Annotated in this window: 22 protein-coding genes; 12 read left to right on the top strand and 10 right to left on the bottom strand. The window is 41.0% G+C overall.

Features of this window, described 5'->3' with window-relative positions:
• Positions 1-28: 28 nt before the first annotated feature.
• A complete protein-coding gene (locus tag FC56_RS01545; RefSeq protein WP_056977580.1) occupies positions 29-1,792 on the bottom strand; it encodes an ABC transporter ATP-binding protein in 1,764 nt (587 codons plus the stop codon).
• A gap of 12 nt (positions 1,793-1,804) precedes the next feature.
• Positions 1,805-2,311 carry a MarR family winged helix-turn-helix transcriptional regulator gene (locus FC56_RS01550; protein ID WP_056977582.1) on the bottom strand — a complete coding sequence of 169 codons (507 nt, stop codon included), beginning with the start codon at positions 2,309-2,311 and terminating at the stop codon, positions 1,805-1,807.
• 173 nt (positions 2,312-2,484) lie between these two features.
• Here FC56_RS01550 and FC56_RS01555 point away from each other — a divergent pair, with 173 nt between their 5' ends.
• The 4 genes from FC56_RS01555 (at position 2,485) to FC56_RS01570 (ending at position 5,103) form a co-directional block, all read left to right on the top strand.
• Positions 2,485-3,309, top strand: a complete 825-nt coding sequence (locus tag FC56_RS01555; protein WP_056977583.1) for an HAD-IIB family hydrolase — start codon at positions 2,485-2,487, stop codon at positions 3,307-3,309.
• 191 nt (positions 3,310-3,500) lie between these two features.
• Positions 3,501-3,914 carry a DUF697 domain-containing protein gene (locus FC56_RS01560; protein WP_056977585.1) on the top strand — a complete coding sequence of 138 codons (414 nt, stop codon included), beginning with the start codon at positions 3,501-3,503 and terminating at the stop codon, positions 3,912-3,914.
• Between the two features lie 80 nt (positions 3,915-3,994).
• Positions 3,995-4,258 (top strand): hypothetical protein, encoded by a 264-nt coding sequence (locus tag FC56_RS01565; protein ID WP_054670020.1) that lies wholly within the window; start codon positions 3,995-3,997, stop codon positions 4,256-4,258.
• Between the two features lie 206 nt (positions 4,259-4,464).
• Positions 4,465-5,103: an isochorismatase family protein gene (locus FC56_RS01570; protein WP_056977587.1), complete on the top strand. Its 639-nt coding sequence runs from the start codon at positions 4,465-4,467 to the stop codon at positions 5,101-5,103.
• A 107-nt stretch (positions 5,104-5,210) separates the two neighbouring features.
• On the opposite strand, the gene FC56_RS01575 is transcribed toward FC56_RS01570, so the two are convergent.
• From FC56_RS01575 to FC56_RS01585, 3 genes are all read right to left on the bottom strand, one after another.
• Positions 5,211-6,203, bottom strand: coding sequence for an amidohydrolase family protein (locus FC56_RS01575; protein ID WP_056977589.1), 993 nt, complete (start codon positions 6,201-6,203; stop codon positions 5,211-5,213).
• Between the two features lie 174 nt (positions 6,204-6,377).
• Positions 6,378-7,787, bottom strand: coding sequence for a C69 family dipeptidase (locus tag FC56_RS01580; protein ID WP_056977590.1), 1,410 nt, complete (start codon positions 7,785-7,787; stop codon positions 6,378-6,380).
• Positions 7,788-7,861: 74 nt separating this feature from the next.
• Complete coding sequence (locus FC56_RS01585) at positions 7,862-8,839, bottom strand: aldo/keto reductase (protein WP_056977592.1); 978 nt, start codon at positions 8,837-8,839, stop codon at positions 7,862-7,864.
• A 90-nt stretch (positions 8,840-8,929) separates the two neighbouring features.
• Here FC56_RS01585 and FC56_RS01590 point away from each other — a divergent pair, with 90 nt between their 5' ends.
• The gene (locus tag FC56_RS01590) at positions 8,930-9,469 is read left to right on the top strand and encodes a dihydrofolate reductase family protein (RefSeq protein WP_054670008.1); all 540 of its coding nucleotides are present in this window, start codon (positions 8,930-8,932) and stop codon (positions 9,467-9,469) included.
• Between the two features lie 381 nt (positions 9,470-9,850).
• Here FC56_RS01590 and FC56_RS01595 read toward each other — a convergent pair whose 3' ends face one another.
• The 3 genes from FC56_RS01595 to FC56_RS01605 are packed head-to-tail and all read right to left on the bottom strand — an operon-like array spanning position 9,851 to position 13,595.
• Positions 9,851-11,290, bottom strand: coding sequence for a C69 family dipeptidase (locus tag FC56_RS01595; protein WP_054670005.1), 1,440 nt, complete (start codon positions 11,288-11,290; stop codon positions 9,851-9,853).
• Between the two features lie 12 nt (positions 11,291-11,302).
• Complete coding sequence (locus tag FC56_RS01600) at positions 11,303-11,677, bottom strand: PqqD family protein (protein ID WP_054670002.1); 375 nt, start codon at positions 11,675-11,677, stop codon at positions 11,303-11,305.
• A complete protein-coding gene (locus tag FC56_RS01605; protein WP_056977594.1) occupies positions 11,655-13,595 on the bottom strand; it encodes an OPT/YSL family transporter in 1,941 nt (646 codons plus the stop codon). The genes FC56_RS01600 and FC56_RS01605 overlap by 23 nt, the downstream gene beginning before the upstream one ends.
• Before the next feature lie 213 nt (positions 13,596-13,808).
• On the opposite strand from FC56_RS01605, the gene FC56_RS01610 reads away from it, so the two are divergent.
• On the top strand, positions 13,809-15,566 hold the full coding sequence (locus FC56_RS01610; RefSeq protein WP_056977596.1) for an ABC transporter ATP-binding protein: 1,758 nt from the start codon (positions 13,809-13,811) through the stop codon (positions 15,564-15,566).
• Between the two features lie 12 nt (positions 15,567-15,578).
• Positions 15,579-16,067, top strand: coding sequence for a MarR family winged helix-turn-helix transcriptional regulator (locus tag FC56_RS01615; RefSeq protein WP_054669999.1), 489 nt, complete (start codon positions 15,579-15,581; stop codon positions 16,065-16,067).
• A gap of 53 nt (positions 16,068-16,120) precedes the next feature.
• On the opposite strand, the gene FC56_RS01620 is transcribed toward FC56_RS01615, so the two are convergent.
• Positions 16,121-16,858: an SDR family oxidoreductase gene (locus FC56_RS01620; protein ID WP_054669995.1), complete on the bottom strand. Its 738-nt coding sequence runs from the start codon at positions 16,856-16,858 to the stop codon at positions 16,121-16,123.
• Positions 16,859-16,946: 88 nt separating this feature from the next.
• Between FC56_RS01620 and FC56_RS01625 the strand changes: the two genes are divergently transcribed.
• From FC56_RS01625 to FC56_RS01635, 3 genes are all read left to right on the top strand, one after another.
• Positions 16,947-17,408: a MerR family transcriptional regulator gene (locus FC56_RS01625; RefSeq protein WP_054669992.1), complete on the top strand. Its 462-nt coding sequence runs from the start codon at positions 16,947-16,949 to the stop codon at positions 17,406-17,408.
• Positions 17,409-17,525: 117 nt separating this feature from the next.
• Positions 17,526-19,109, top strand: coding sequence for an Nramp family divalent metal transporter (locus FC56_RS01630; protein ID WP_056977598.1), 1,584 nt, complete (start codon positions 17,526-17,528; stop codon positions 19,107-19,109).
• Positions 19,110-19,136: 27 nt separating this feature from the next.
• The gene (locus FC56_RS01635; protein ID WP_056977600.1) at positions 19,137-19,586 is read left to right on the top strand and encodes a universal stress protein; all 450 of its coding nucleotides are present in this window, start codon (positions 19,137-19,139) and stop codon (positions 19,584-19,586) included.
• 62 nt (positions 19,587-19,648) lie between these two features.
• On the opposite strand, the gene arsC is transcribed toward FC56_RS01635, so the two are convergent.
• Positions 19,649-20,050 carry an arsenate reductase (thioredoxin) gene (arsC, locus tag FC56_RS01640; protein WP_054669988.1) on the bottom strand — a complete coding sequence of 134 codons (402 nt, stop codon included), beginning with the start codon at positions 20,048-20,050 and terminating at the stop codon, positions 19,649-19,651.
• A gap of 222 nt (positions 20,051-20,272) precedes the next feature.
• Here arsC and FC56_RS01645 point away from each other — a divergent pair, with 222 nt between their 5' ends.
• Both FC56_RS01645 and FC56_RS01650 read left to right on the top strand, forming a co-directional pair.
• Positions 20,273-21,187 carry a DMT family transporter gene (locus FC56_RS01645; protein ID WP_056977602.1) on the top strand — a complete coding sequence of 305 codons (915 nt, stop codon included), beginning with the start codon at positions 20,273-20,275 and terminating at the stop codon, positions 21,185-21,187.
• A gap of 158 nt (positions 21,188-21,345) precedes the next feature.
• Positions 21,346-22,764, top strand: coding sequence for an NAD-dependent succinate-semialdehyde dehydrogenase (locus tag FC56_RS01650; RefSeq protein WP_056977604.1), 1,419 nt, complete (start codon positions 21,346-21,348; stop codon positions 22,762-22,764).
• Positions 22,765-22,773: the final 9 nt, after the last annotated feature.

Consider the following 22,773-nt stretch of genomic DNA (forward strand, 5'->3'; position numbering starts at 1 on the left):
ACCGTCAATTTATTGACGGTTTTTTATTTTATTGTTTAAATTGTTCCGCTACGTACTGCCGGTACAATTCATGTTTTTCCAACAATTCTTTATGATTACCGTGACCGGTAATTTCCCCGTGTTCCAAGAAGAAGATTTTATCGGCGTCCACAATCGTGGAAAGTCGGTGGGCGATCACCAACGTAGTCCGGTTTTTCATCAAATTGTTGAGGGCGCGTTGCACCATTTCTTCTGACTGGCTATCTAAGCTAGCTGTTGCTTCGTCTAACATTAAAATCTTAGGATCACGTAAGAATGCTCGAGCAATGGCTAACCGTTGGCGTTGACCACCAGAAACCTTAACGCCGCGCTCGCCAACTTGGGTGTTCAGGGCTTCTGGAGTATCTCTAACAAATTGATCAGCATAGGCGAGGCTCAAAATGTGCCAGAGTTCATCATCACTTACTGGGCGAGTTAATCCGTAGGTTAAATTATCCCGAATTGTACCAACTAACATGGCGCTATCTTGGGAAACGTAGCCGATTTGAGACCGCCAAGATTGAAGATTGATAGTGTTTATATTTTCGTCCGCAATCGTAATAGTACCGTTATCCGGCTGATAGAAACGTTCCAATAGGCTAAATAGAGTTGATTTTCCGGAACCACTAGGACCAACAAAAGCAACCACTGAATTGGGATGAGCAGTGAAACTAACGTTTTGCAGTACCGGATTTTCCTTATCATAGCTGAAGCTGACGTTATCTACGGTTAAGGTTTTGCCAGCGACATCAACGGTTTTGCCGGCAGTCAAATCTTCGACAGGTTGTTCTAACAAATCATCCAGCCGGGCAGTGGCGCCTTTGGTTTTCTGCAATTGGGTGAAGAATTGAGAAAACTGAGTGGCTGGGGCAATAATTTGAAAGAGGTAAAGTAAAAAAGCAACCAAAGTACCAATGCTTAAAGTTCCATTTTGAACGCGGACTCCACCGTATCCAATAACGGTAACTAGGATCCCCATCATGGCTAACAACATGATGGGACTGATGATCGCCATAATCTTAGCTTCGGCAACCCCGGTATCAAATAATTGATGAATTCCATTATCACCACGAGTTAGTTCGGTTTGTTCACCGTCAGAAGCCTTAATTAAGCGAGATTCACTTAGCGCTTGGGTGGTAGTGCTATTGAATTCTGCTGTTTGACGTTGCATCCGAATTGAAATATTGCGCATCCAGTTGCCGATGGGAACCATCAACAGGGCTACGATTGGTACGGCAATTAAAATCACGAGCGTGAGTTTCCAATCCATCAAGAATAACACCACAAACGCACCGATCATTGATAAGATTCCACTCACAAAAGAGGGCAATTGATCAGCTACCAACGATTTAACTACCGTGGTATCGTTAACCAAACGACTCGTGATTTCGCCGGTCTGATGGTTATCAAAGTACGTAATTTTAAGGTTAACGAGTTTGTGCCAAACTAATTCACGTAGATTAGAAACGGTTTGCTCACCCATATAGCCCATCATATAACTGGAGATGGCACTGGTTAGGGCTTGGATTAAAAAGGCGAAGATGATGATGGCGATAAAACTAAGGTTCATGTTTTTGAGAGAAAAGCCATCGACCAGGTTTTTGGTGAAGAGGGGGATGACTAAACTAAAACCGGTGGAAACTAAGCTAATTAAAAAACCAATGACTAGTAATTTAATTTGGGGCTTAGATTGGTTGAGGAGGGCCATAAATTTGTCCCAGGTGAAAGATTGATTGAGGGCTGAGTCCTCATCAAAATCAATTGAACGACGCATGTTGATCTCCTTTTATAAGAACCGGTTGAAAAAGCCACGGTGAAATGGTGGAAAGTGAGGTCCAAATGGTGATGAAAAATCCTCATCTTCGCCATCTTCTGCTTTTAGACCAGCTAGCATTTTGGTTAATAACTGGTTAAGCTCTTCTTGTTCCTCAGCGGTTAATCCTTGAGTTAGATTTTGGGCAATACTATCAAAATCAGTGCCAGTTGATTCATTGAGGAGTTCTTTTCCAGCTTCGGTTACTGCTAGCCGACTCACGCGTTTATCATTGCTGTCGGCGGTAACGGTAATAAAACCTTTATCAGTTAACTTCCGAACTAAATCGCTAGTGGATGAGGGACGAATATCAAGAAGCTCGCTGAGTTCTCCCTTGGTTAAATTTTCGTGCTTAGAAATGATAAATAAAGCTCTGGTTTGACTGGTGAAATGGACGCGATAATGCTGAGCGCCGTGAGTTCTTAATGCACTCATAATACGCATTAAATTTTTAATAACTTCAGTAGATTGGTTGGCCATAATATGCCTCCTTGAAATATATTTAGGTACCTAACAAAATCTAAAGTATACACGTCGGTTTTTAAAATGCAAGAGTTTTATTTAGGTACCGAAACATTTTTTTGAATTCCTATGGTTGCAGTTTGGAAAATGAACAGCGATAATAAAGGCAATAATGGAAATGAGGTTTTTGAATGACGATTAAAATGGTAGTAACCGACATGGACGGTACTTTTTTAAACGCAGAGAATACTTACGAACATGATCACTTTAAACGGTTGTTTCAAAAAATGACTAAGTCTGGCATTAAGTTTGTGGCCGCCAGCGGTTCGCAGTATCAACGACTCCAAAATCAGTTTGCAGAAGTAGCCACCCAAATGGATTTTGTTTCGCAAAACGGAGCGATTGTTCATAGTGGTAATGACTTGGTGAGTGTTGATAAGTTAAGCGATGCTGATCTAGCAACGATCTTAAGAATCTTGGCTGAACGGTTTGAACCCGGAGCCATCATGCAGCAAACTATTTCGGGATTGCGCAGAACCTATGTTGATGCCACCACTCCTAAGGAGGTAGTCGACGTGGTGAAACGTTACTATAGTGAAATAGAATTAGTACCGGATTTGCCCCACCTTTCTAGTGAAAGAGTCCATGACGCTATCACTAAGGTAGGGGTGACGTTTGGGATGGGCGGTAACTTCGTACACCAAGCGCAAACCTTACGCGCAGCGTTGCCAAAAACGGTGGCGAGTCAAAACTCCGGCTTTCAAACCGAATTGATTGGTAATGCCGGGATCGATAAGGTAACCGGAATTAAGCAATTGCAAGAACGCTATGGGATTGCCACTGACGAAATTGCTACTTTTGGCGATAACGAAAATGATTTAGCGATGCTAAAGATGACTCCTTACGGTTTTGCGATGCAAAATGCGGCGCCTGAATTTAAACAACAAGTTAAAAATGTGACGGTGGCTGATAATAATCACAATGGAGTATTAAAAACAATCGAAGCTATTTTATAAGAAACAACCTCTAACCAAGGGACTGTCATTGGTATTAGAGGTTGTTTTTTGGTTAGCGTTAATTCGCGATCGGTTCGCGAATGGTGTTTACATTTTAGATTCTAAGTCGTCTTTGAATTTATTGGGACTTCATAGTATTATAGTTAGCACATAAGTTGCATGTTGGACTTTGATTTATGAAGGGAAGTAACATGAAAATTAAAAAACAGGCTCAGGTTGCTATTCATACCGCAGCTACTGCCGCCGCTGGGGTAGCTATTACCCCAATTCCATTTGCTGATGCAGCGTTACTAATTCCGATTCAGACCGTAATGATTACCAGAATTTATCATGCTTATGGCCAAAAAGTATCTAGCGGCGTGATCAAGGGGGTGTTGACTGCTACAACGGCATCTAGTGTCGGTAAAAGCGTAGTGGGAAATGCCTTCAAATTAATTCCGGGAGTAGGAACCGTTACCGGAGCGATGATTACTGGTAGCACCGCCGTTGCTGTTACTGAGGGATTAGGTTTTGCGATTGCCAATGCTTTTGAAACTGATGGCATTGATAATTCTAATGATTTATTGAAAGTAATTTCTAAATACTTGGCTAATTTTACTAAGTAAAATTAGTGAGCTAAATCTCCCCCTTTTTTATACGTTGGTGATAGCATTGATGTGTAAAGTAATAAAGGGGGACTTATATTATGGCAGACTATGATCAAAAAGAAGATAAGGCATTAGATAAAATTAGTGAAGTACTTGATCGTTTAGATACCAACGTTTCTAAAGAAGATGCAGACTTGGAAGCAGGTCACAGAACTCGTGCTTGGTTTGAAAAGCACCGGGCAATTCACGATGTTAAAAAGATTATGCATGAAGTCGGTAAGTACGATCGTTTCGATGAAGATGAGTACAATAAATTTATGAAAGATTACCAAAAGGCAATCGATGATTACGAAAAGCAATAAATAAAAAAACTAACGAAACTATGATTAAATGGTTTTCGTTAGTTTTTTAGTTTGTGGGGAATAAAAGTCAATCAAAATCAACGAAGAGAGGTCGCTTGAAAGATTTGCGAGTCACTTCTTTTGACTTAGGGCTATTAGAATTTTATTCTATGGTTGTTCATTAAAGTGAACGGCATGTTACATACAATAAAAGAGGGGGAAATAATATGCCACTTGTTAAACCGAATACTATGAAGAAACGTGATCCAAAAGAAGATAATTTAATTGATCCAGATAACTCAGTGATTGCAGTTATTGATTATCAACCAACTCAATTGCTAACACAAGAATCAGCTAATACCGCTAAAATTATGCGGAACGTAGTTGACTTAGTTCGTTTGGGTAAATTGTACAATGTTCCTATCGTACCTTCAGTAGTTAACGTTACATCTGGCGCCAACGAACCTACATTCCCAGCATTACGAGAAGAATTTGGGGACATGGATGTCTATGATCGGATGACTATTAATGCTTGGGAAGATCAAAACTTCTACGATGCTGTTCACAAAACAGGTCGGAAAAAGTTGATCATTGCTGCTTTATGGACTGAAGCTTGTCTTTCATTCCCAACCTTGGATGCCTTAAAAGAAGGCTATGAAGTTTATCCAGTGCTTGACTGTGTTGCGGGTTCATCAATTGATGCTAGTGACGCTGCTATCATGCGGATGCGGGATTCAGGAGCCAAGATGACTTCAATTCCACAACTTGCTTGCGAATTCCAACGTAACTATGACATTAACAAGGATACCGTTGCTGGTTACTCTGACATTTTGATCGATGCTGGATCATTTCTTAAAGTTAAATAATTAGGTACTTACATTAAACGGATCTCTAGGAGTCAGTGAGCTTCTAGAAATCCGTTTTTATTGTCATAATAAAAGCTCATTCCTATCAAGGAGTGAGCTTTTGTTTGTTAGAATTTAAGTATTTTAGCAGCATTTTGGTAGCCGATTTTTTCCTTAGTCGCTAAATCAATTGGTAATTGATCAAACCAGCTGGCACCATCTTTATTGGTTTCGTAAGGCCAATCAACGGAAAACATTAAATGATCGGCGCCCATTACGTCTAGTGCATTCATGAACGAAGAAGTATTAAAATGCCCACTCGTAGTGGCCCATACGTTAGTTCTTAGATAATCCATTAAAGGCCGTTCATAATGACCACCCATAGTACCTTTGTTTTGTTTATAAAGGCGTTCTTGAGTTCTAGGTAAATTGTATGGTAGCCCTTCAGCTAAATGGCCAATAATTAGTTGAAGATGTGGATAACGATCGAATAAGCCACTCATCATTAAACGAATGACTTGTACTGCAGTTTCTTGGGTGTAGCCCCAAGCAGAACCAGTTAATCCCGGAAAACCTGTGTAGATGGCAGATTGATCGGCGTGAGGTGAACGGGGATGCAAATATACTGGTACTTTTAATTCGGCAGCCTTAGCCCAAAAAACTTCCATTGAAGGGTCATCTAAGAAGACCACTTGATTGTTAGCCAGGTCACTAAAACCATTGATCAGTGCCCCTTTCATGCCTAGCTTAGTAACTGCTCGTTCCAGTTCATCAGCGGCGGCTTGAGGGTCTTGTAAAGCTACAGTAGCAAAAGCGCTGAAACGTTTGGAATCAAATTTAACGTACTCTTCGGTGACTAGGTCGTTACTTCTTTGAGCCATTCTGACGGCAAGCTCTGGTTCAGTTACCGCTTGAACACCCGGGCCGTTGATAGACATGACTGCATGTTCAATGTCAGTTTGGCGGAGATCGTCTGCATATTCAGCAACGTTGCCCCATAAATTTTTGGCAATAAAAGCGTAGTATTCTTCCCCAAAGAATTTGCCAGTTGCGGGACTAGTAAACCGTTTAGTAGTGGCTGGATCTGAGTAATGTTCTTCTAAAGCAATTTTTTTGACCATAAATAAATCCCCCTTGATTTAATTTAGTACATACACTATTAATGCAAGAAAGAGAGCAGGTTTTCAAGTAATTAGAATCGAAAATTAAGATTAAATTTCCGACTAACAAAAAAGAGATAATAACGATTAAGTAGACGTTATTATCTCTTTTTTATTTGTTGCTAACTATTTAGGTTAGTCATTTAACGTAAATTGTAACTTCATCTTTGGTTCGCCTAAGGCTAACATGCGACCCAATAGGCGGTTGGCGTTCTTTTGGTACAAGTCTGCCATTTGGTTGTTGATGTCTTCCAAGTAAGCTTGCTTATCGGTTTGGTTAGCTACTTCTTGGTCGGCCTTAATTTGTAAGTTACGGCAACCAGCAACGGTATTTTGTTCGAAGATATTTTCTTCGTCTTCGTACAATGGGAAGTCTGCGTCACCCATGAGGGCCATGATGTTACCTAACCAATAAATGTTGGTTGGGTCAGTTTCACCAGTGGTGTTCTTGTAGTTCTTAGGGGTGTCCTTAACGTTTGAGTAGAATGGAACTACGGCGTTAAAGGTGTTAGGACCAAAGGCTAGCCAGTGAATGCCAGCAATTTCAGCAGGGACGTCATTTCGAATTTGTAAGATGTGAAGTTCTTGGTTTCGGTTAATGCCGATTGGTCGGAAGAGTTCTTTTTCTTCGTCGGTACCTAAAGTTCCATATGGATCGTAAACGGTGTTTTGGTAGTGAGAACTCAATACCCATTTAACATCTTCAACGGAAATTTTCTTGTCGGTCCGGCAGATGAAAGGCAAATCTTGATCCAATGGAGAGGTGTCCATTTCGGGGTTGAAGTATTGTTGGCCGTACCAAGCCCGAGGGTTGTTGTAACGGGTATCCTTGATAGTGGCACTCCCGAAAATGTGACGGAGATTATAACCTTCTTGGTCAGGATTCAAGTGATACTTGTTGATAAGCTCTTCCAAATCAGTTGAGGACATAGTGTCATCAGAATCAAATTCAAAGTCATCAATATTGAAACGATTAGGAGCAACAACGTAGGCATCATCTGGAATTTTAATTGCAGCCCAGTGGTGGCCGGCGATGGATTCAAAGTACCAAACTTCGTCTTTGTCTGAAAAGGCCATTCCGTTAGTTTCGTAGGTTCCGTATTCAGTAATTAATGCACCCAAACGTTCTACCCCTTCGCGAGCGGAGTGAATGTATGGCAATACCAGAGTAGTGAAGTCTTCTTCACCCAAACCATTCTCGACTAATGGATCAATTCCTAAAATTCGAGAATTGGTGGTAATGGTTTCGGTGGCGGTCATAGCGATGTTTTCGCTGTTGATTCCGGCACCAGCCCAAATTCCGTGGCCATCTGTGGCGTCAGGAGTGGCTGTGTAGCGCATTGGATTGTCAGGCAATTCCATTGAAACTGAACTGAGTACCGCTTGATAGTGGCGAGGTTGATCTTCGGGATTAACCACCACAAACTTTTGCGGATTTAATGGTCCAGCACCGTCTTCGTTCCGAGCGATAAGGGTGGAGCCATCAATAGTGGCCGCCTTACCTGCTAGAATTGTGGTACATGAACCTTTGATGCGTTTTGTCATGAATGCTCATCCCTTTACTTAGTTTGATTATCATTGTAGGTCATTTATTGCCAAAATACTAGGCCTCTCAGTGGTTACCAGAGATATTCTACTGGATTTTTGATGTATTTATTATAAACATCCGTCACAATCTGCATTTGTTCAGCTGTAAAAGCAGGTAATTTAGCGGCAGCGGCGTTTTGAGTAATCTGTTCTGGCTTGCTAGCTCCTGGGATGACAGCTGAGACGGCATCGTACATTAAAATGTAACGTAAAGCCATTCCAGCTAAGTCGTCGGTTCCTAAGCGTTGTTTAAGTTCGTCAGCCGCTTTAATTCCAGTTAGATAATCGACTCCAGAGAAGGTTTCACCCTTGTCAAAAGATTCACCATTGCGGTTAAAGTTTCGGTGATCTTCTTTGCCGAACTGAGTCTGAGCGGTATATTTACCACTTAGCAAGCCGCTAGCCAGTGGGACCCGCGCTAAGATTCCCACGTTGTGTTCTTGAGCTAAACGGAAGAAGTTTTCTGCTGGGCGTAGGCGGAACATGTTAAAGATGATTTCAACGGCGGAAATATCGAATTGAAGGGCTTTGATTGCTTCTTCAACTCGTTCTACACTGACCCCGTAGTTTTTAATTTTACCTTCGGCTTTGAGCTCGTCTAAAGTAGCAAACACCGTTGGATCATAGTAAACGGCGGTTGGGGGACAGTGGAGTAACACTAAGTCTAAGGAATCAACGTCCATATTGTTAAGAGAACTTTCTACAAAGGCAATTAAATTGTCAGGAGTGTAGTTGGATACTGTGTGTGGTTCGATTCTACGGCCAATTTTGGTGGAGTAGTGAACTTCTGGGTGGGATTTGAGGAACTGACCTACGGCGTGTTCACTGAGCCCGTCTTGATAAATATCAGCGGTATCAAAATAATTGACGCCGGACTGGTAAGCAGCTTCTAGCGTCTTGATGGCGTCTTGTTCATCAAAGGGTTCACCCCATTTGGATCCCAATTGCCAAGTTCCCAAAGAAACTTCACTGATATTAAAACCAGTTTTTCCTAATTTCCGAAATTCCATAGTGTCTTCTCCTTCGCGTTCAAAATTGTAACCGTCTCCATCATAGCATACAGGTATTTTAATGTATAATAGCGCAAAGGGAGTGGTGAGATGCGTAAAGTAGTTCTATTTATTGCTCAAAGTTTAGATGGTTACATTGCTAAAACGAACGGGAATATTAATTTTTTAGAGAATCCACAACGAGATGAAAGTATTGATCATGAATATGAAAATTTAATGGCTAATGTTGATACAGTGGTGATGGGACGAACCACATACGATCAAGTGGTGAATGAATTGATGCCGGATCACTATCCATATGAGCAGCAACAAAGCTATATTTTGACTAGTCACCCCACGCCTGAAATAGCTGATCGGCATTTTGTGAATGAACCGGTGGTTGAATTAGTCGAAAAATTACGTCGAGAAGCCGGTGAAGGTATTTGGATTATTGGCGGAAGTAGCTTAATTGCACCATTGGTAAATGCCAATCTGATTGATAGCTATATTATTGCTGTATTACCAACTATTCTGGGTGGCGGAATTCCATTGTTCAACGAGCAAACCCAAGAGCGCAAGATGGTGTTAAAATCGGCAAAACAGATTAATGATATTGCGTATTTGAAGTATGAAAAAAAGGTCACTCAATGAAATGAGTGACCTTTATTAATTTTGAAGCTAACGAGCAATTCGTAAATCGGCTTTGGCACTCAACTAACTCGCCTAACTACAAAATAACAGGTAGCGGTATTCACCGAACTACCTGTTATTTTGTAGTTAGAAACTCGTTAGTTCCCGGACGTAGTAGTCGGCTGAGTTTCAAAAGACAAAACTCTAGCCAACCTTGCGAAGGTTCAACTAAAAATTTCTTTTAGAAATTTAGTTTTTCTCTCCAGCACTTTAATTAAAAACGGCTTCACCTCACTACTTTTTCCGTCCAACATAAAAATGCCAAATAGCGATTTAAAAAGCAAATCGAACTATTCAGCATTTTTTCATTGGTACTCGAAAGTACCCGTGAGGTTCAGCACTTTACAAGTTTGGATCCATCTTGAACGTCAACTTCGAAAGTTCTGCTCCGTCCGTCAATAGCTTGAAGAGGAGGGCTTTAGTTTCTTGGTTGTAGTGATCGGCAATCTCTTTGTTTTGCTTAGTCAAGTATTCGGTTAATGCATCACCTGAAAGGTTAGCAGCTTCCTTGTCGACTTCAGCAATTTTGCGCCGAGCCCATTCTGATAGGTTCTTTTGGTAATCCAAGTTTTCTTCACTGAATTCACTATAGTGAGATTCAACCACTGTAGCCAATGCTTCGTAAAGCCAGAAAGAACTCTTAAGGTCCATCTTTTCAGGGACTTCACGGTATGATTCAGCGGTGTCAGTAGCGTTAGTAAAGAATGGTACGTAAGGACTGAAGCTAGGAACTCCCATTTCAACCCATTGCACACCGGCATTACCGAACTTCTTGTTATCCCGCATTTGCAAAATGTGTGATTGAGCAGTTCGAGAAAGTGAGATTGCTCGGTAAACGTGGCGATCAAAATCACTACCATTTCCCAATGGATCGTACTTAGTTTCGTTGTAGTGAGATTTCAAAACGTATTGAATATCTTCTACAGAAAGTTTGCGATCTGGTTTGCGAATGAATGGCATTTCAGGATCTTCTGGAGTTTGGTCCTTAGTCTGTGAAGGACTGAAGTAACGTTGAGCAAACCAAACTCGAGGAGTGTTGTAATGGTGATCTTTTTGAGTATCGGTTCCGAAGATGTGACGGAAATTCCATGCGTCTTCGTCCGGATTCAAGTTATTGTCAGCGACGAATTCTTGAATTCCGTCTGCCCACATGTAATTGTCAGGATCATCGAAATCGATGTCTTGGATCGCAATTTGGTTGGCAGCTACGGCGTAGCAGTCATCAGGGATACGAACGGCAACCCACATATGACCGGTAACAATTTCCATGTACCAAACGTCATTTTCGTCATTGAATTGGATTCCGTTACCTTCAGCAGAACCGTATTCCTTGATTAAGTTACCTAGGTATTCAACCCCTTCACGAGCTGAGTGAATGAAAGGTAATACTAAAGTGGTCAAAGAGTCTTCGGCAAAGCCGTTTTTAACGAATGGATCGTAGGCAAGAACTCTTTCGTTAGCGTAAACACTTTCGGTGGCACTTTCACCAACGTTAGCTTCGTTAAATCCGTCTTCTTCGTTAGGACCTTCACTTTGGTCAACGTTAGGAGTAGACGTATAACGCATGCCATCAGCAGGCATTGGAACTGTTAGATGGTTATATGGAGAAACATAGGTTTCTTTTCTGCCAGTAACAGCGGGTTGGACGAAGAAGCGCTTAGGGTGAATTGCTACTACCCGGTCTTCGTTACGAGAAATGTAAGTTGAGCCATCCATGGAAGCTTTTTTACCAACCATGATGGAAGTACATGCTGAGTTTTCTAAACGATCTAAATCTGTCATATTTATAATCTCCTATTTAACTCTTTCAACTAAATGATTTACGTTGGCAATTTGATTCAAATACATAATTAAGCGACTGTAGCGATATTCATCAGCCTCACTGAACTGCTCGGCCAAGCGTTGACCAATTTGGTAAACGCTGGTGTGACCGTCAATAGCTAGAAAAACGAAGCTACCATACTGGTCTAATTCCAAATAACTTTTAGCGGGAATTTTAAAATGCAATTTACGAAAAAAGTTTTGGATGGGATGGTCTTCGTCCTTTTCGATGGTGACGATGCCTTCCTTAACTGTGTAATGGGCTTCGGGATTCTTCTTGTATACCATTATTTTTAATTCAGCGTCTGTGATTAAATCAGCCTGTTTATTTTTCTTCCGACGTTTCATCTTTAGGATCTTCCTTAACTCTAAGGATTGGAATAATAACGGCAATGATCATAATCGCCATGACAATCCAAGCCATTTCGTTACTTGCGGCAAATCCGGTAAGGGTTCTAGTCTTGATAACGTTGAAGATATGCAAGAAGATCCCGATCAAACCAATAATAGAACTACCGGCGATCAACCCGGATGAAAGACTAACCCCACCTTGAACTCGTTTGTCGGAAAGGGCCTTGTTGTGCTTAGAAACTTGTTCCACAATTAAGCGAACCAACGCACCGATGAAGATAATAGAAGTAGTTGAGATTGGTAAGTAAAAACCAAGGGCAATAGTCATAACTGGAAGGCCCCACATAAGAAGTACCACAGAAATGACCAAACCAGCGATTACCATGACCCAAGGAAGCTTGTTAGACATGATTCCTTGAGTTAAGGCAGCAATCAAGTTAGCTTGTGGTAACGCAAATGGTGGGTTAGCACCAGTAATACGAAGTTGAGGAGTCAAGACAACTGTCATCCCAACAACCACAATAGTACCGATGGTACCAGCAACGGCATAGTATTTAGCCATTTCGTTTTTGTTACCACCGATAATAAAACTAGCTTTTTGGGTTTGCATGTAACCAGAACCGACTGAAATGGCGGTAACAATGAAAACCCCAAATGTTAATAGGATGGAAATATGGCTGGTACTAGTCCAACCGGCAACTGCGAAGATTAAAGTCATAATAACTAATGAGGCAATAGTCATCCCAGAAACCGGGTTGTTGGAAGCCCCAATTGTTCCGGCCATTCGTGCAGAAACAATAACGAATAGGAAGGAAAGGATTACGGCTAAAATTCCACCGACAATCACGATCATAATGTTTTTAGCAAAGAAGATACTTATTACGAAAATTCCGATAATACCAGCTAACAAGGAAATCATTCCGTTAGCGTTAGAATCGCCGTTAGCACTCTTTCTTGCATCTAAAGTACTCTTGATAGAAGCAGTGATAGCAGGAATTAGTTTAATAGCACCAATAATCCCCCCACCAAGCATCATTCCGGCACCGATATATTTAACGTAGTTACCAGAAACACCGGAAACATCCATTTGGTTCACTAACAATGCTGAATCATTCCAAACGTGGGCACTGCTACCAGCCATGCTGGTAAAGTAACTAATTAATGGAGTAATTGCAAAGTTAGCCAAGATAGAACCGGCCATGATAGTCATCGAAACATCAAGACCGATAACAAAACCGATCCCGAGTAACATTGGATTAACTTCGGTAGACATTTGCCAACGGTATGATTTGTTTCCTTTGAAAGAAATCATAGAGTTGACCCAGCCCATGAATTGTGTGGTCATGAAAGTGATGATCCCACCAATTCCAAAACCAATTCCCATCATCTTAAGGGATTCACCACCAGTTTCAGAAGCAACCATTGCTTCTGAAATAGCCATGGATTCTGGGTAAAGAAGCTTACCGTGTTCTTGTACAATGAGGTAGTTATAAACTAATGATGATACCCCAAGTGAAAATAGAACGGCAACCACCCCAACTAAAAATCCGGTGATTAAATTAACTTTACTACCAATTAAAACAATAGCAGGTAACACATAGATCATCCCACTGGCGATGGCTTCACCACCACTGGACATGCCTTGAAGTAAGTTAACTCCTAAAATTCCTTTTTTACGGGCAAACAAGCTGACCATCCCGGAACCTAAAATAGCTCCTGGGATACCAGCAGAAACCGTTAGTCCGGCTTTCATTCCAGAATAAGCAGTTGATGCTGCGAAAATAATAGCAAGGATAGCACCCATAATCATAATAACGGGACTGCCACCCTTGTTGTCCTTTTCGCTTACGAACGGAACATACTTGTCACCAGGTACGCCGCCGTAAGCGGATTTTGATAATTGTTTCTTAGCCATATGGCCTTCCTCCTTACAAAGTAGTGAAAATACTTCTTGTTAAGAATAACGCAAAATGGATAATTTTTATACGATTTTTTAACGATTTGCTAAGATAAAATAATCGGTTCTTTTAATTGACTTTCGAAATTAAATGGAATAAGATAGTTTATCGTTAGTTTTTAACTAATAAACTAACTAAATTCGAAATAACTTAAAAAGGAAGTGGCTTAAATGGATGACCAAAAAGAAATGCAGGTTACCACTAAAGATATGCTCAAGTTTGTCTTCAATAAAGTCTTGAAGCAAAAGTGGATTTTAGTGGTTAATATTTTAGCATTGACCTTAATTACGGCTTTACAGTTCGTAATGCCACAATTTGAAAAAATAATTATCGATAAAATAATTCCAATGAAGGATCTTCACTGGCTAGCATTAGTAATTGGGGGATTATTACTGACAGCAGTGGTTCTAGGGTTACTTAATTATTTTTCCTCATATTATATGGGGGTAATGAGTCAATCAGCCATTACTGAATTGCGAAATGATTTGTATCATGATTTATTGCGCCAAGATACGGCTTTCTTTGAATCTAGCAAAACCGGGGATTTGATGGTGCGATTAACTAGCGACATTAACAACTTACAAAGTATGATTTCCTCCAACATGCTGTCAATGATTGGCAATTTGTTCACCTTTGTGGGCGTGTTGGTCTTTATTTATATCGTAAACTGGCAAATGGCGCTGGCGGTAACGGTAACTTTTCCGTTAATGTTTGTGATTTATCGGGTTTTCAGGGATCGAATTCATAAAGCTTACCGGGCTGCCCGACTGTCCCAGTCAAAAATGTCCAACCAAATGCAAAATACACTGACTCAAATTGATCTAATTAAGAGCTATACTAATGAAGAATTAGCGCAAGAAAGTTTTAACGAGGCTTCGGATCAAAACCGGCGTGATATGATTAAAGCCACCCAAAACGGGGCGATTTTCTCACCACTAATTGATGGCGTGAATTACCTACAAGTAGCGATCATTTTGTCGTTAGGGGCTTACTTCGTTATGAAGGGGCAATTAACGGTGGGGGCATTAGTGGCATATTTAACTTACGTGGCTATGCTTCAAAGTCCAATCATGGCATTTACGAGACTATTGAACCAAATTCAACAATCATTGGTATCTTACGGTAGAATTAACGAAATTACCCAAGTTAAACCAACGATCTTAGAACCAGATCATCCGGTGGCGTTTCCTAAGTCACCGTTGGCAGTAGAATTGGACCATGTCAACTTCAGTTATTTGGGCAACTCCGAGATGCCGACGATCGAAGACGTTTCGTTTGACGTCCCAGCCGGTAAAACTACGGCGTTAGTTGGTCACTCCGGCTCTGGTAAGTCTACAATTACTAAATTGATTGATCGAATGTACGATATAAATGGTGGCCAAATCACCATTAATGGTGATAATATTGCTTATTTTCGATTAGAGGACTTACGCCGGCACATTGCGATTGTTTCTCAGGATCTGTTTATTTTAGATGGAACGCTGCGTGATAACGTGGTTTACGCTAAGCAGGATGCCACGGATGAAGAAGTTGAACGCGTTATCGAAATGGCGGATTTGACTAATTTTGTTGCGGGATTACCTGACGGCCTAGCTACCCAAGTTGGTGAACGGGGCGTAAAACTCTCTGGTGGTCAAAAACAACGGTTATCGATTGCCCGGGCACTGTTGAAGAACGCACCGATCGTAATTTTGGACGAGGCTACTGCTAGTTTGGATAACGAAGCCGAAAAGCAAATTCAACATGCGCTAGATAATTTGACCGAAACGCGAACCACGATTGTAATCGCTCACCGGTTATCTACTGTATATGGTGCCGACCAAATTGTTGTTATCGACGACGGTAAGGTGGTCGAAAAAGGGACACACCAAAGCTTATTAGACCAAAATGGAGCTTACGCAAAATTATATCAAGCACAATTTAATTAAGATGGAGAAACTATGTCAAAAGAAACTACTCAACTAATTCGTTTGTTTAAAGAAATTAACCACCAGCCGGTAATGGCTACTAGAACCCATCATCACGGTAGAGGAGCGCAGCGATTACTGCAATTATTGAGTCGCCATGATGGCCTTAGCAATGCTGAAATCTCTGAAATGCTGGATATTCGGCCCAGTTCAGTAAGTGCTAGTATTAAGCAATTGGAAGCCCAAGAATTAATTGTCCGCCAACCAAGCTTAAGTGATAAACGGGTATTAACCGTTCATTTAACTACTAAGGGCCGGCAAATTACTGACAGATTAAACCAAGTGTACGACCAAATGAGCGAACGACTTTTTGCTAACTTAAGTAAGGAAGAACGGTGCCAGTTAGTTGAATTGTTGACTAAGGTCAACCAGGAAGCTCAATCATTAAGTACTAATTTGGACTCAGAAATGACGGAATTGACCCGCCAAGCCCGAATGATTAAAGAACAGTTTCATCGTTAACATTAAAAAAGCTGATGCCTAATTTGGCATCAGCTTTTTTAGTAAACAGGTAATTATGAATCTTGTCTGGTTGCGGCAATATCGATTTCACGAATATTAACTTCTTGTGGCATATCGTAAATGAATTTAACGGCTTCGGCTACGTGGACTGGATCCAAGGTAATGCCACCCATCGTCTTCTTCCAGCTTTCGTAATCCGAGAGGGCTTCGTCATCAGTTACGTGGGTTAATAGCTCGGTTTCGGCTGCGCCGGGAGCCACCATGGCAACCCGGACGTTCTTAGCGGAAACTTCTTCGCGAATGGTTTCACTTAACCCGTGAACACCAAACTTAGAAGCAACGTAGGCTGCGTGGTTTACGAAGGTTTTTTTGCCGGCCAAAGAAGACATGTTGATGATGGTACCGTGTTCACGTTCCATCATATCGTCTAATACGATCTGAGTCCCGTTTAACACTCCCATAACGTTAGTATCCAACATTGTCTGCCATTCCTTAGGATCTTGGCGCCAAACGTTGCCTAACAACATTACTCCCGCATTGTTGATTAACAAATCGGTCTTACCGTAAATGGCTTCTGCTTTCCGGATTGCAGCTTCAAAGGAAGCTTTGTCGGTAACATCTACGGCTTCCACCATAATTTGGTCGAAGTTTAATGGGAGAGCTGTGATTTTTTCGGTACGGCGTCCTAGTAGTAACATTGGGTAACCAGCTTGGTTAAATAATTTAGCCATTTCGGCTCCAAATCCAGAGCTGGCACCGGTGATTACGACTAATGGTTTTTGATTATTCATAGTTATTTCTTCCCTCTTTCTAGTTGATAGTGGTAATATACAACCTGAAGTTAACTTCAGGTAAAGGAAAAGGGAGAAATTTTTTTAGATGTATAAAATTAGCGATATTGCTGACAAAATGGATGTGTCCGTGGATACGGTTCGTTACTATGATCGAGAAGGGTTGATGCCCTTTGTAGAACGGGATAAATCCGGCCGGCGGGTATTTACCGATCATGATTTAAACTTCATTGAAGTCATTCAGTGTATGAAGCAAGCTGGGATTCCGGTTAAAGAAATTGCGACTTTTATTGATTGGTGCATGACCGGTGATGAGACGTTAGAACAACGATACGATTTCTTAGCGGATCACGAGCAACAATTAGAAACTAAAATTCAACAGTTAGAAGATAACCTAGCCTTTTTACGTTGGAAAAAGTGGTATTACCAAACTGCGATGGAAGCAGGAACTGAAGATATTCATTTCTTAGACGGGACCAACATAGTTGACCCTAATGAACGTAAACGATATGAGAAACAAATAGCTGATGGCCAGTTAGAGACTAAATAATGGGTGAAAATGCCCGTCTATAGGCAATCATAAAAGTTAGGTGCTCCTAAGAAAAACATTTACTTTAAATTAAAATATGTTAATATTGTCTTTGGAAATAAAAAGGAGGCGGCAGCTATGGCAAAAAACAAGCCTGAAAAAGAAAAGAAAGAAAAGCTGATCCACTACGCCAATGGTCCTTCGTTAGAAGAAATCAATGGTACGGTGGAAGTTCCTAAGGGAAAAGGATTTTGGAAGACCCTATTAGCATACTCTGGTCCTGGAGCATTGGTAGCGGTAGGTTACATGGATCCTGGTAACTGGTCAACTTCAATCACCGGGGGGCAAAATTTCCAATACCTCTTGATGTCTGTTATCTTAATGTCGAGTTTAATTGCGATGCTATTACAATACATGGCGGCTAAACTGGGCATTGTGACGCAAATGGATTTGGCCCAGATGATCCGTACCCGTACCAGTAAGGCGTTAGGAATTATTTTATGGATTATGACAGAATTAGCGATCATGGCAACTGATATTGCTGAAGTTATCGGGGCGGCGATTGCGCTGTACTTGCTGTTTGATATTCCGTTAATCATTGCTGTTTTCATTACCGTTTTAGATGTTATGTTATTGCTCTTATTGACTAAAATTGGTTTTCGGAAAATCGAAGCTTTGGTGGTTGCTTTAATCCTGGTAATCTTCGTGGTCTTTGCTTACCAAGTAGCATTATCAGATCCTGACTGGGGTGGAGTAGTTAAGGGATTGGTCCCAACTACTAAGACCTTTGCCGACACTCCTCACATTGGCGGACAAACTCCGTTAACGGGGGCCTTGGGGATCATTGGTGCGACTGTTATGCCCCATAATTTATATCTACATTCTGCGATTTCTCAAACCAGAATTGTGGATCATAACGATGAAGAAGACGTGGCACGGACTGTCCGCTTCACTATGTGGGATTCAAACATTCAATTAACCATGGCATTCTTTGTTAATGCTTTACTATTAATCGTTGGAGTAGCCGTATTTAAGAATGGTGGGGTTAAAGATCCATCATTCTTCGGTCTATACGACGCTCTTTCTAATCCAGATATCCTTAGTAATGATATTTTAAAGACGGTTGCTCGTTCTGGAGTTTTATCAACTTTATTTGCGGTAGCTTTACTTGCTTCTGGTCAAAATTCCACGATTACCGGTACCTTAACTGGACAAGTAATCATGGAAGGTTTCATCCATTTGAAGATGCCAATTTGGCTTCGAAGATTAGTAACTCGTTTGCTATCAGTTGTTCCGGTTATCATCGCTGTTATGATGACTAGTCACCAAAGCGAAATTCAACAACACGAAGCTCTGAATACTTTGATGAATAACTCGCAAGTCTTTCTGGCTTTCGCATTACCGTTTTCAATGTTACCATTATTAATGTTCACAGATAGTAAGTACGAAATGCACGATCGGTTCAAAAACTCAACAATTGTCAAAATTCTTGGTTGGATTTCGGTAATTGGATTGACCTACTTGAACATGATTGGCTTACCCGGCCAATTTGAAGGCTTCATGGGTGACGGTGCTAGTCAATCTGAATTGGCATTAGCTGATACATTGGCTTACATCGCGATTGCATTAGTGCTAGCTTTATTGGCTTGGGTAATTTGGGATTTACGTCGCAGCAATCAACGTTACGTCCAAGCTGAAGCGGAACAAAAAGCAAAACAATAAATCAAAGTTGGAGGGGACTGGTAGTTAATGGCACAACAACAAGAACCAAACAAAAATTTTAAACGAATTTTAGTCGGGGTAGATGATTCAGAAGACGCACAATTGGCATTTCGCTACGCAATTAGGGAAGCTCGTCAAAATGATGCAACTCTAATCATTACTTCAATTCTTGAAGACGATGACATGAGTGTTTACCAGGCTTTAGATAAGAACTTTGTAAAAGATCAACGGCAAAAATTATACGATCACGTTAATGAATATCGTAAACTCGCTTTGCGGGCTGGTGTTAAAAACGTGGACATCATCATTTCTGAAGGTGAGGCTGGTGAAACAATCGTTAAGAAAGTAATTCCAGCAGCGGATGCTGATTTACTGGTGATTGGTTCGCTATCCAAAACGGGTATTCGGAAGTATTTCGGATCACAAGCCTCTTATATGGCTAAGTACGCACCGATTTCGGTGATGGTGGTTAGATAACCCCGTAATTAAAGATGAGTTAATAAAAAACACTGAAAACATTAGGTTTTCAGTGTTTTTTATTATGAAAGAGATTGCACTCGTCGTTTAATTTCATCTCTAACTTGACGAAAGACTGCCAACTTCTCTGTTGGAGTCCCTTGAGCTTGGGCTGGATCAGCTAAAGGCCAGTGCTGTTTTTGTACGCTGGGAGGAGTCATAGGGCATTTGTCTCGGGCATCTCCACAGAGCGTTACTACTAGATCACTAGATCGTAAGTAGTCGTTATCGATTAACTTAGAAGTATGGTGCGAAATATCGATACCGTCTTCTTGCATTACTTGAACGGCTAAGGGATTTAATCCGTGAGTTTCCACTCCGGCACTTTGAATTTGCCAATCGGCTCCTAGGTATTGACGGGCATAGCCCTCCGCTATCTGACTGCGGCAAGAGTTTCCGGTGCATAAAAAATAGACCTGTTTCATTAGCGTTCTCCTTGATAGTTTGGTTATAGTGTAGCAGATTAAAAGTTAAAAAGGCATTTTATTTAAATTGGAAATTCAAATGAATGGATAGACCAATTTTGTGAAAATATAGTTAACCGTAGTTATATTAATTGATATTTACCTAAACCAGTTTTCGAGCTACCTAACTCTATGCTATACTAGATCATATTGGAAAAAACGAATGGAGAATGGAGATTGAAAATGCAAACTAATCATAATTTAAGTAGCTCTTCCCAAGTTACCCGTGGGATTTTATGGGCGCTACTAGCTTCTATCATGTGGGGTGTTTCAGGAACCGTCTTGCAAGTGATTTCTCAAGGCGAAAATATTCCAGCTGGCTGGTACTTATCAGTTCGAACATTAGGAGCCGGAGTAATTTTAATTGTTATTAGTGCTTTTATGTACGGTAAGAAAATTTTTGCCGTGTTCGAATCTTGGCGCATGGTAGGGTGGTTAGTAGCCTATGCTTTATTAGGATTACTGGCTAACCTGTTAACTTTTTATATGAGTATTCAAACCGGTAATGCATCATCATCAACAATTTTGCAATACTTAAGTCCGCTTTTTATTGTGTTAGGTGCGATTGTGATTAAGCATGAAAAGCCTAACATGGCAGAATTGGTTTCCTTTGTAGTTGCCTTACTTGGGGTTTTCTTGGCCATCACTCATGGTGATATTCATCAATTAGCAATTCCTATGGTTTCCGTTATCTGGGGTGTACTTTCAGGGGTTACCGCTGCATTTTACATTGTATTACCTAAGCCAATTACTAAATATTATTCCCCAATGATCGTTTTGGGATGGGCCTTTTTAATCGCCAGTTTAGTTCTTAACATCTTTAACCCATTCTGGGTTAACGTGCCAGAAGTTAGCACCCGGTTAGTATGGTCAATGAGTACGGTAATTGTAGTTGGAACTATCTTGCCATTCTTGTGTATTTTACATTCCTTAAAATTTGCCCCATCCGCTTCAGTTAGTATTGTGGATGCTGCTCAACCAGTAGTTACCTTCATCTTGAGTCTTTTGTTCTTAGGTATGAAGTTTAACTGGGTTGAATTTGGCGGCGTGATTTTGGTTATTATCGCCATTTATATCTTACAACGGTTTAGTGATTAGCTGACCTTGTGACTCTTAAATATATGTGCTATTATTACAGTTATGAAAGCGGTTCATTTCATTTTTCATGGAATAGACCAGTTCGTGGCCGGCGGAGGGTTCTCCGTCGGCTTTTATTTTTTATTGTTGTTTTTATCACAAATTTAGGAGGCACAACTATGGCTTACCAAACAGTTAATCCATATACCAATGAAGTGGTTAAGACCTATCCCAATGCTACTACTGATCAAATTAATGCTGCGTTAGCAGTCAGTGATAATTTGTATCATGAATGGCGAAAAAACGATGCAATGGAAAAACGAGCTAAAATTTTATTGAATATTGCGGACGAATTTCGGCAACGCAAAAATCAACTAGCTCGGATTGCAGTTACTGATATGGGCAAACTGTATAAAGAAGCCCAAGGCGAAGTAGAATTGTGTGCGATGATTGCGGAATATTTTGCTAAGCATGGTGCAGAAATGCTAAAGCCTACTCCAATTCAAACCATTGCTACTGGAGAAGCAGAAGTTCAAAAGCATGCCACGGGAATCATCATGGCCGTTGAGCCTTGGAACTTCCCTTACTATCAAATCATGCGGGTCTTCGCTCCTAACTTTATGGTGGGGAATCCTATGATTTTAAAGGATGCATCTAACACTCCTGGATCCGCCGAAGCATTTGTTAATGCGGTTCAAGAAGCTGGAGCACCTATTGGTAGTTTAACCAACCTATTCTTAGGTTATGATCAAGTTTCTGAAATTATCGCCGATCCACGGGTTCAAGGAGTAGCGTTAACTGGTTCAGAACGGGGCGGTCGCTCAGTTGCCGTTGCGGCAGCTGAACACTTGAAGAAAAACACGATGGAATTAGGTGGTATGGATGCCTTTATCGTGTTGGAAGACGCTGATATTGATGAAGTTGCTGAGATTGCCTGGCGGACCCGTTTGTACAATGCAGGCCAAGTCTGCACTTCATCCAAACGGTTTATCGTAGCGGCTAACTTGTACGATGAATTCTTAAGTCGCCTGAAGGCTAAGTTTGCTGCAGTGGTTCCTGGTGATCCAATGAAAGCCAGCACTACGTTAGCACCAATGAATTCTAAAAAAGCCAAAGAAAAGTTGCAATCCCAAGTTGCTGAAGCCATTGCTAATGGCGCTAACGTTTATTACGGCAACGAACCAATTGACTTACCAGGGCAGTTCTTCATGCCAACTATTTTGACTGATATTGATAAGAACAATCCGGCTTTTAGAACGGAAATGTTTGGTCCGGTAGCCCAAGTTTATAAAGTTAATTCTGAGTCTGAAGCAATTGATTTGGCTAATGATTCTGAATTTGGCCTAGGGGGCATTGTTTTTGCTGGTGATGCTGATCACGGTGCCGAAGTTGCTAGTCAAATCGAAACCGGAATGGTGTTTGTAAATAACTTCATGGCGTCCTTACCTGAATTACCATTTGGGGGCATTAAGAAGTCCGGTTATGGTCGAGAAATGAGTGAATTGGGAATGATGGCATTTGTTAACGAACAGTTGATTGTTAAAGCTGATCATCCTGACTTAAGTAACGTTGCTGGGGGCTTAGTTGCTACTGACTAAGCTAACTGC

The organism is Lentilactobacillus senioris DSM 24302 = JCM 17472 (genome assembly GCF_001436555.1).
GTDB classification, from domain to species: domain Bacteria; phylum Bacillota; class Bacilli; order Lactobacillales; family Lactobacillaceae; genus Lentilactobacillus; species Lentilactobacillus senioris.

What these genes read in the sequence shown, in the direction of transcription:
- FC56_RS01545 (WP_056977580.1), bottom strand. Translation starts at nt 1,792, where the DNA reads ATGCGTCGTTCAATTGATTTTGATGAGGACTCAGCCCTCAATCAATCT.
- FC56_RS01550 (WP_056977582.1), bottom strand. Translation starts at nt 2,311, where the DNA reads ATGGCCAACCAATCTACTGAAGTTATTAAAAATTTAATGCGTATTATG.
- FC56_RS01555 (WP_056977583.1), top strand. Translation starts at nt 2,485, where the DNA reads ATGACGATTAAAATGGTAGTAACCGACATGGACGGTACTTTTTTAAAC.
- FC56_RS01560 (WP_056977585.1), top strand. Translation starts at nt 3,501, where the DNA reads ATGAAAATTAAAAAACAGGCTCAGGTTGCTATTCATACCGCAGCTACT.
- FC56_RS01565 (WP_054670020.1), top strand. Translation starts at nt 3,995, where the DNA reads ATGGCAGACTATGATCAAAAAGAAGATAAGGCATTAGATAAAATTAGT.
- FC56_RS01570 (WP_056977587.1), top strand. Translation starts at nt 4,465, where the DNA reads ATGCCACTTGTTAAACCGAATACTATGAAGAAACGTGATCCAAAAGAA.
- FC56_RS01575 (WP_056977589.1), bottom strand. Translation starts at nt 6,203, where the DNA reads ATGGTCAAAAAAATTGCTTTAGAAGAACATTACTCAGATCCAGCCACT.
- FC56_RS01580 (WP_056977590.1), bottom strand. Translation starts at nt 7,787, where the DNA reads ATGACAAAACGCATCAAAGGTTCATGTACCACAATTCTAGCAGGTAAG.
- FC56_RS01585 (WP_056977592.1), bottom strand. Translation starts at nt 8,839, where the DNA reads ATGGAATTTCGGAAATTAGGAAAAACTGGTTTTAATATCAGTGAAGTT.
- FC56_RS01590 (WP_054670008.1), top strand. Translation starts at nt 8,930, where the DNA reads ATGCGTAAAGTAGTTCTATTTATTGCTCAAAGTTTAGATGGTTACATT.
- FC56_RS01595 (WP_054670005.1), bottom strand. Translation starts at nt 11,290, where the DNA reads ATGACAGATTTAGATCGTTTAGAAAACTCAGCATGTACTTCCATCATG.
- FC56_RS01600 (WP_054670002.1), bottom strand. Translation starts at nt 11,677, where the DNA reads ATGAAACGTCGGAAGAAAAATAAACAGGCTGATTTAATCACAGACGCT.
- FC56_RS01605 (WP_056977594.1), bottom strand. Translation starts at nt 13,595, where the DNA reads ATGGCTAAGAAACAATTATCAAAATCCGCTTACGGCGGCGTACCTGGT.
- FC56_RS01610 (WP_056977596.1), top strand. Translation starts at nt 13,809, where the DNA reads ATGGATGACCAAAAAGAAATGCAGGTTACCACTAAAGATATGCTCAAG.
- FC56_RS01615 (WP_054669999.1), top strand. Translation starts at nt 15,579, where the DNA reads ATGTCAAAAGAAACTACTCAACTAATTCGTTTGTTTAAAGAAATTAAC.
- FC56_RS01620 (WP_054669995.1), bottom strand. Translation starts at nt 16,858, where the DNA reads ATGAATAATCAAAAACCATTAGTCGTAATCACCGGTGCCAGCTCTGGA.
- FC56_RS01625 (WP_054669992.1), top strand. Translation starts at nt 16,947, where the DNA reads ATGTATAAAATTAGCGATATTGCTGACAAAATGGATGTGTCCGTGGAT.
- FC56_RS01630 (WP_056977598.1), top strand. Translation starts at nt 17,526, where the DNA reads ATGGCAAAAAACAAGCCTGAAAAAGAAAAGAAAGAAAAGCTGATCCAC.
- FC56_RS01635 (WP_056977600.1), top strand. Translation starts at nt 19,137, where the DNA reads ATGGCACAACAACAAGAACCAAACAAAAATTTTAAACGAATTTTAGTC.
- arsC (WP_054669988.1), bottom strand. Translation starts at nt 20,050, where the DNA reads ATGAAACAGGTCTATTTTTTATGCACCGGAAACTCTTGCCGCAGTCAG.
- FC56_RS01645 (WP_056977602.1), top strand. Translation starts at nt 20,273, where the DNA reads ATGCAAACTAATCATAATTTAAGTAGCTCTTCCCAAGTTACCCGTGGG.
- FC56_RS01650 (WP_056977604.1), top strand. Translation starts at nt 21,346, where the DNA reads ATGGCTTACCAAACAGTTAATCCATATACCAATGAAGTGGTTAAGACC.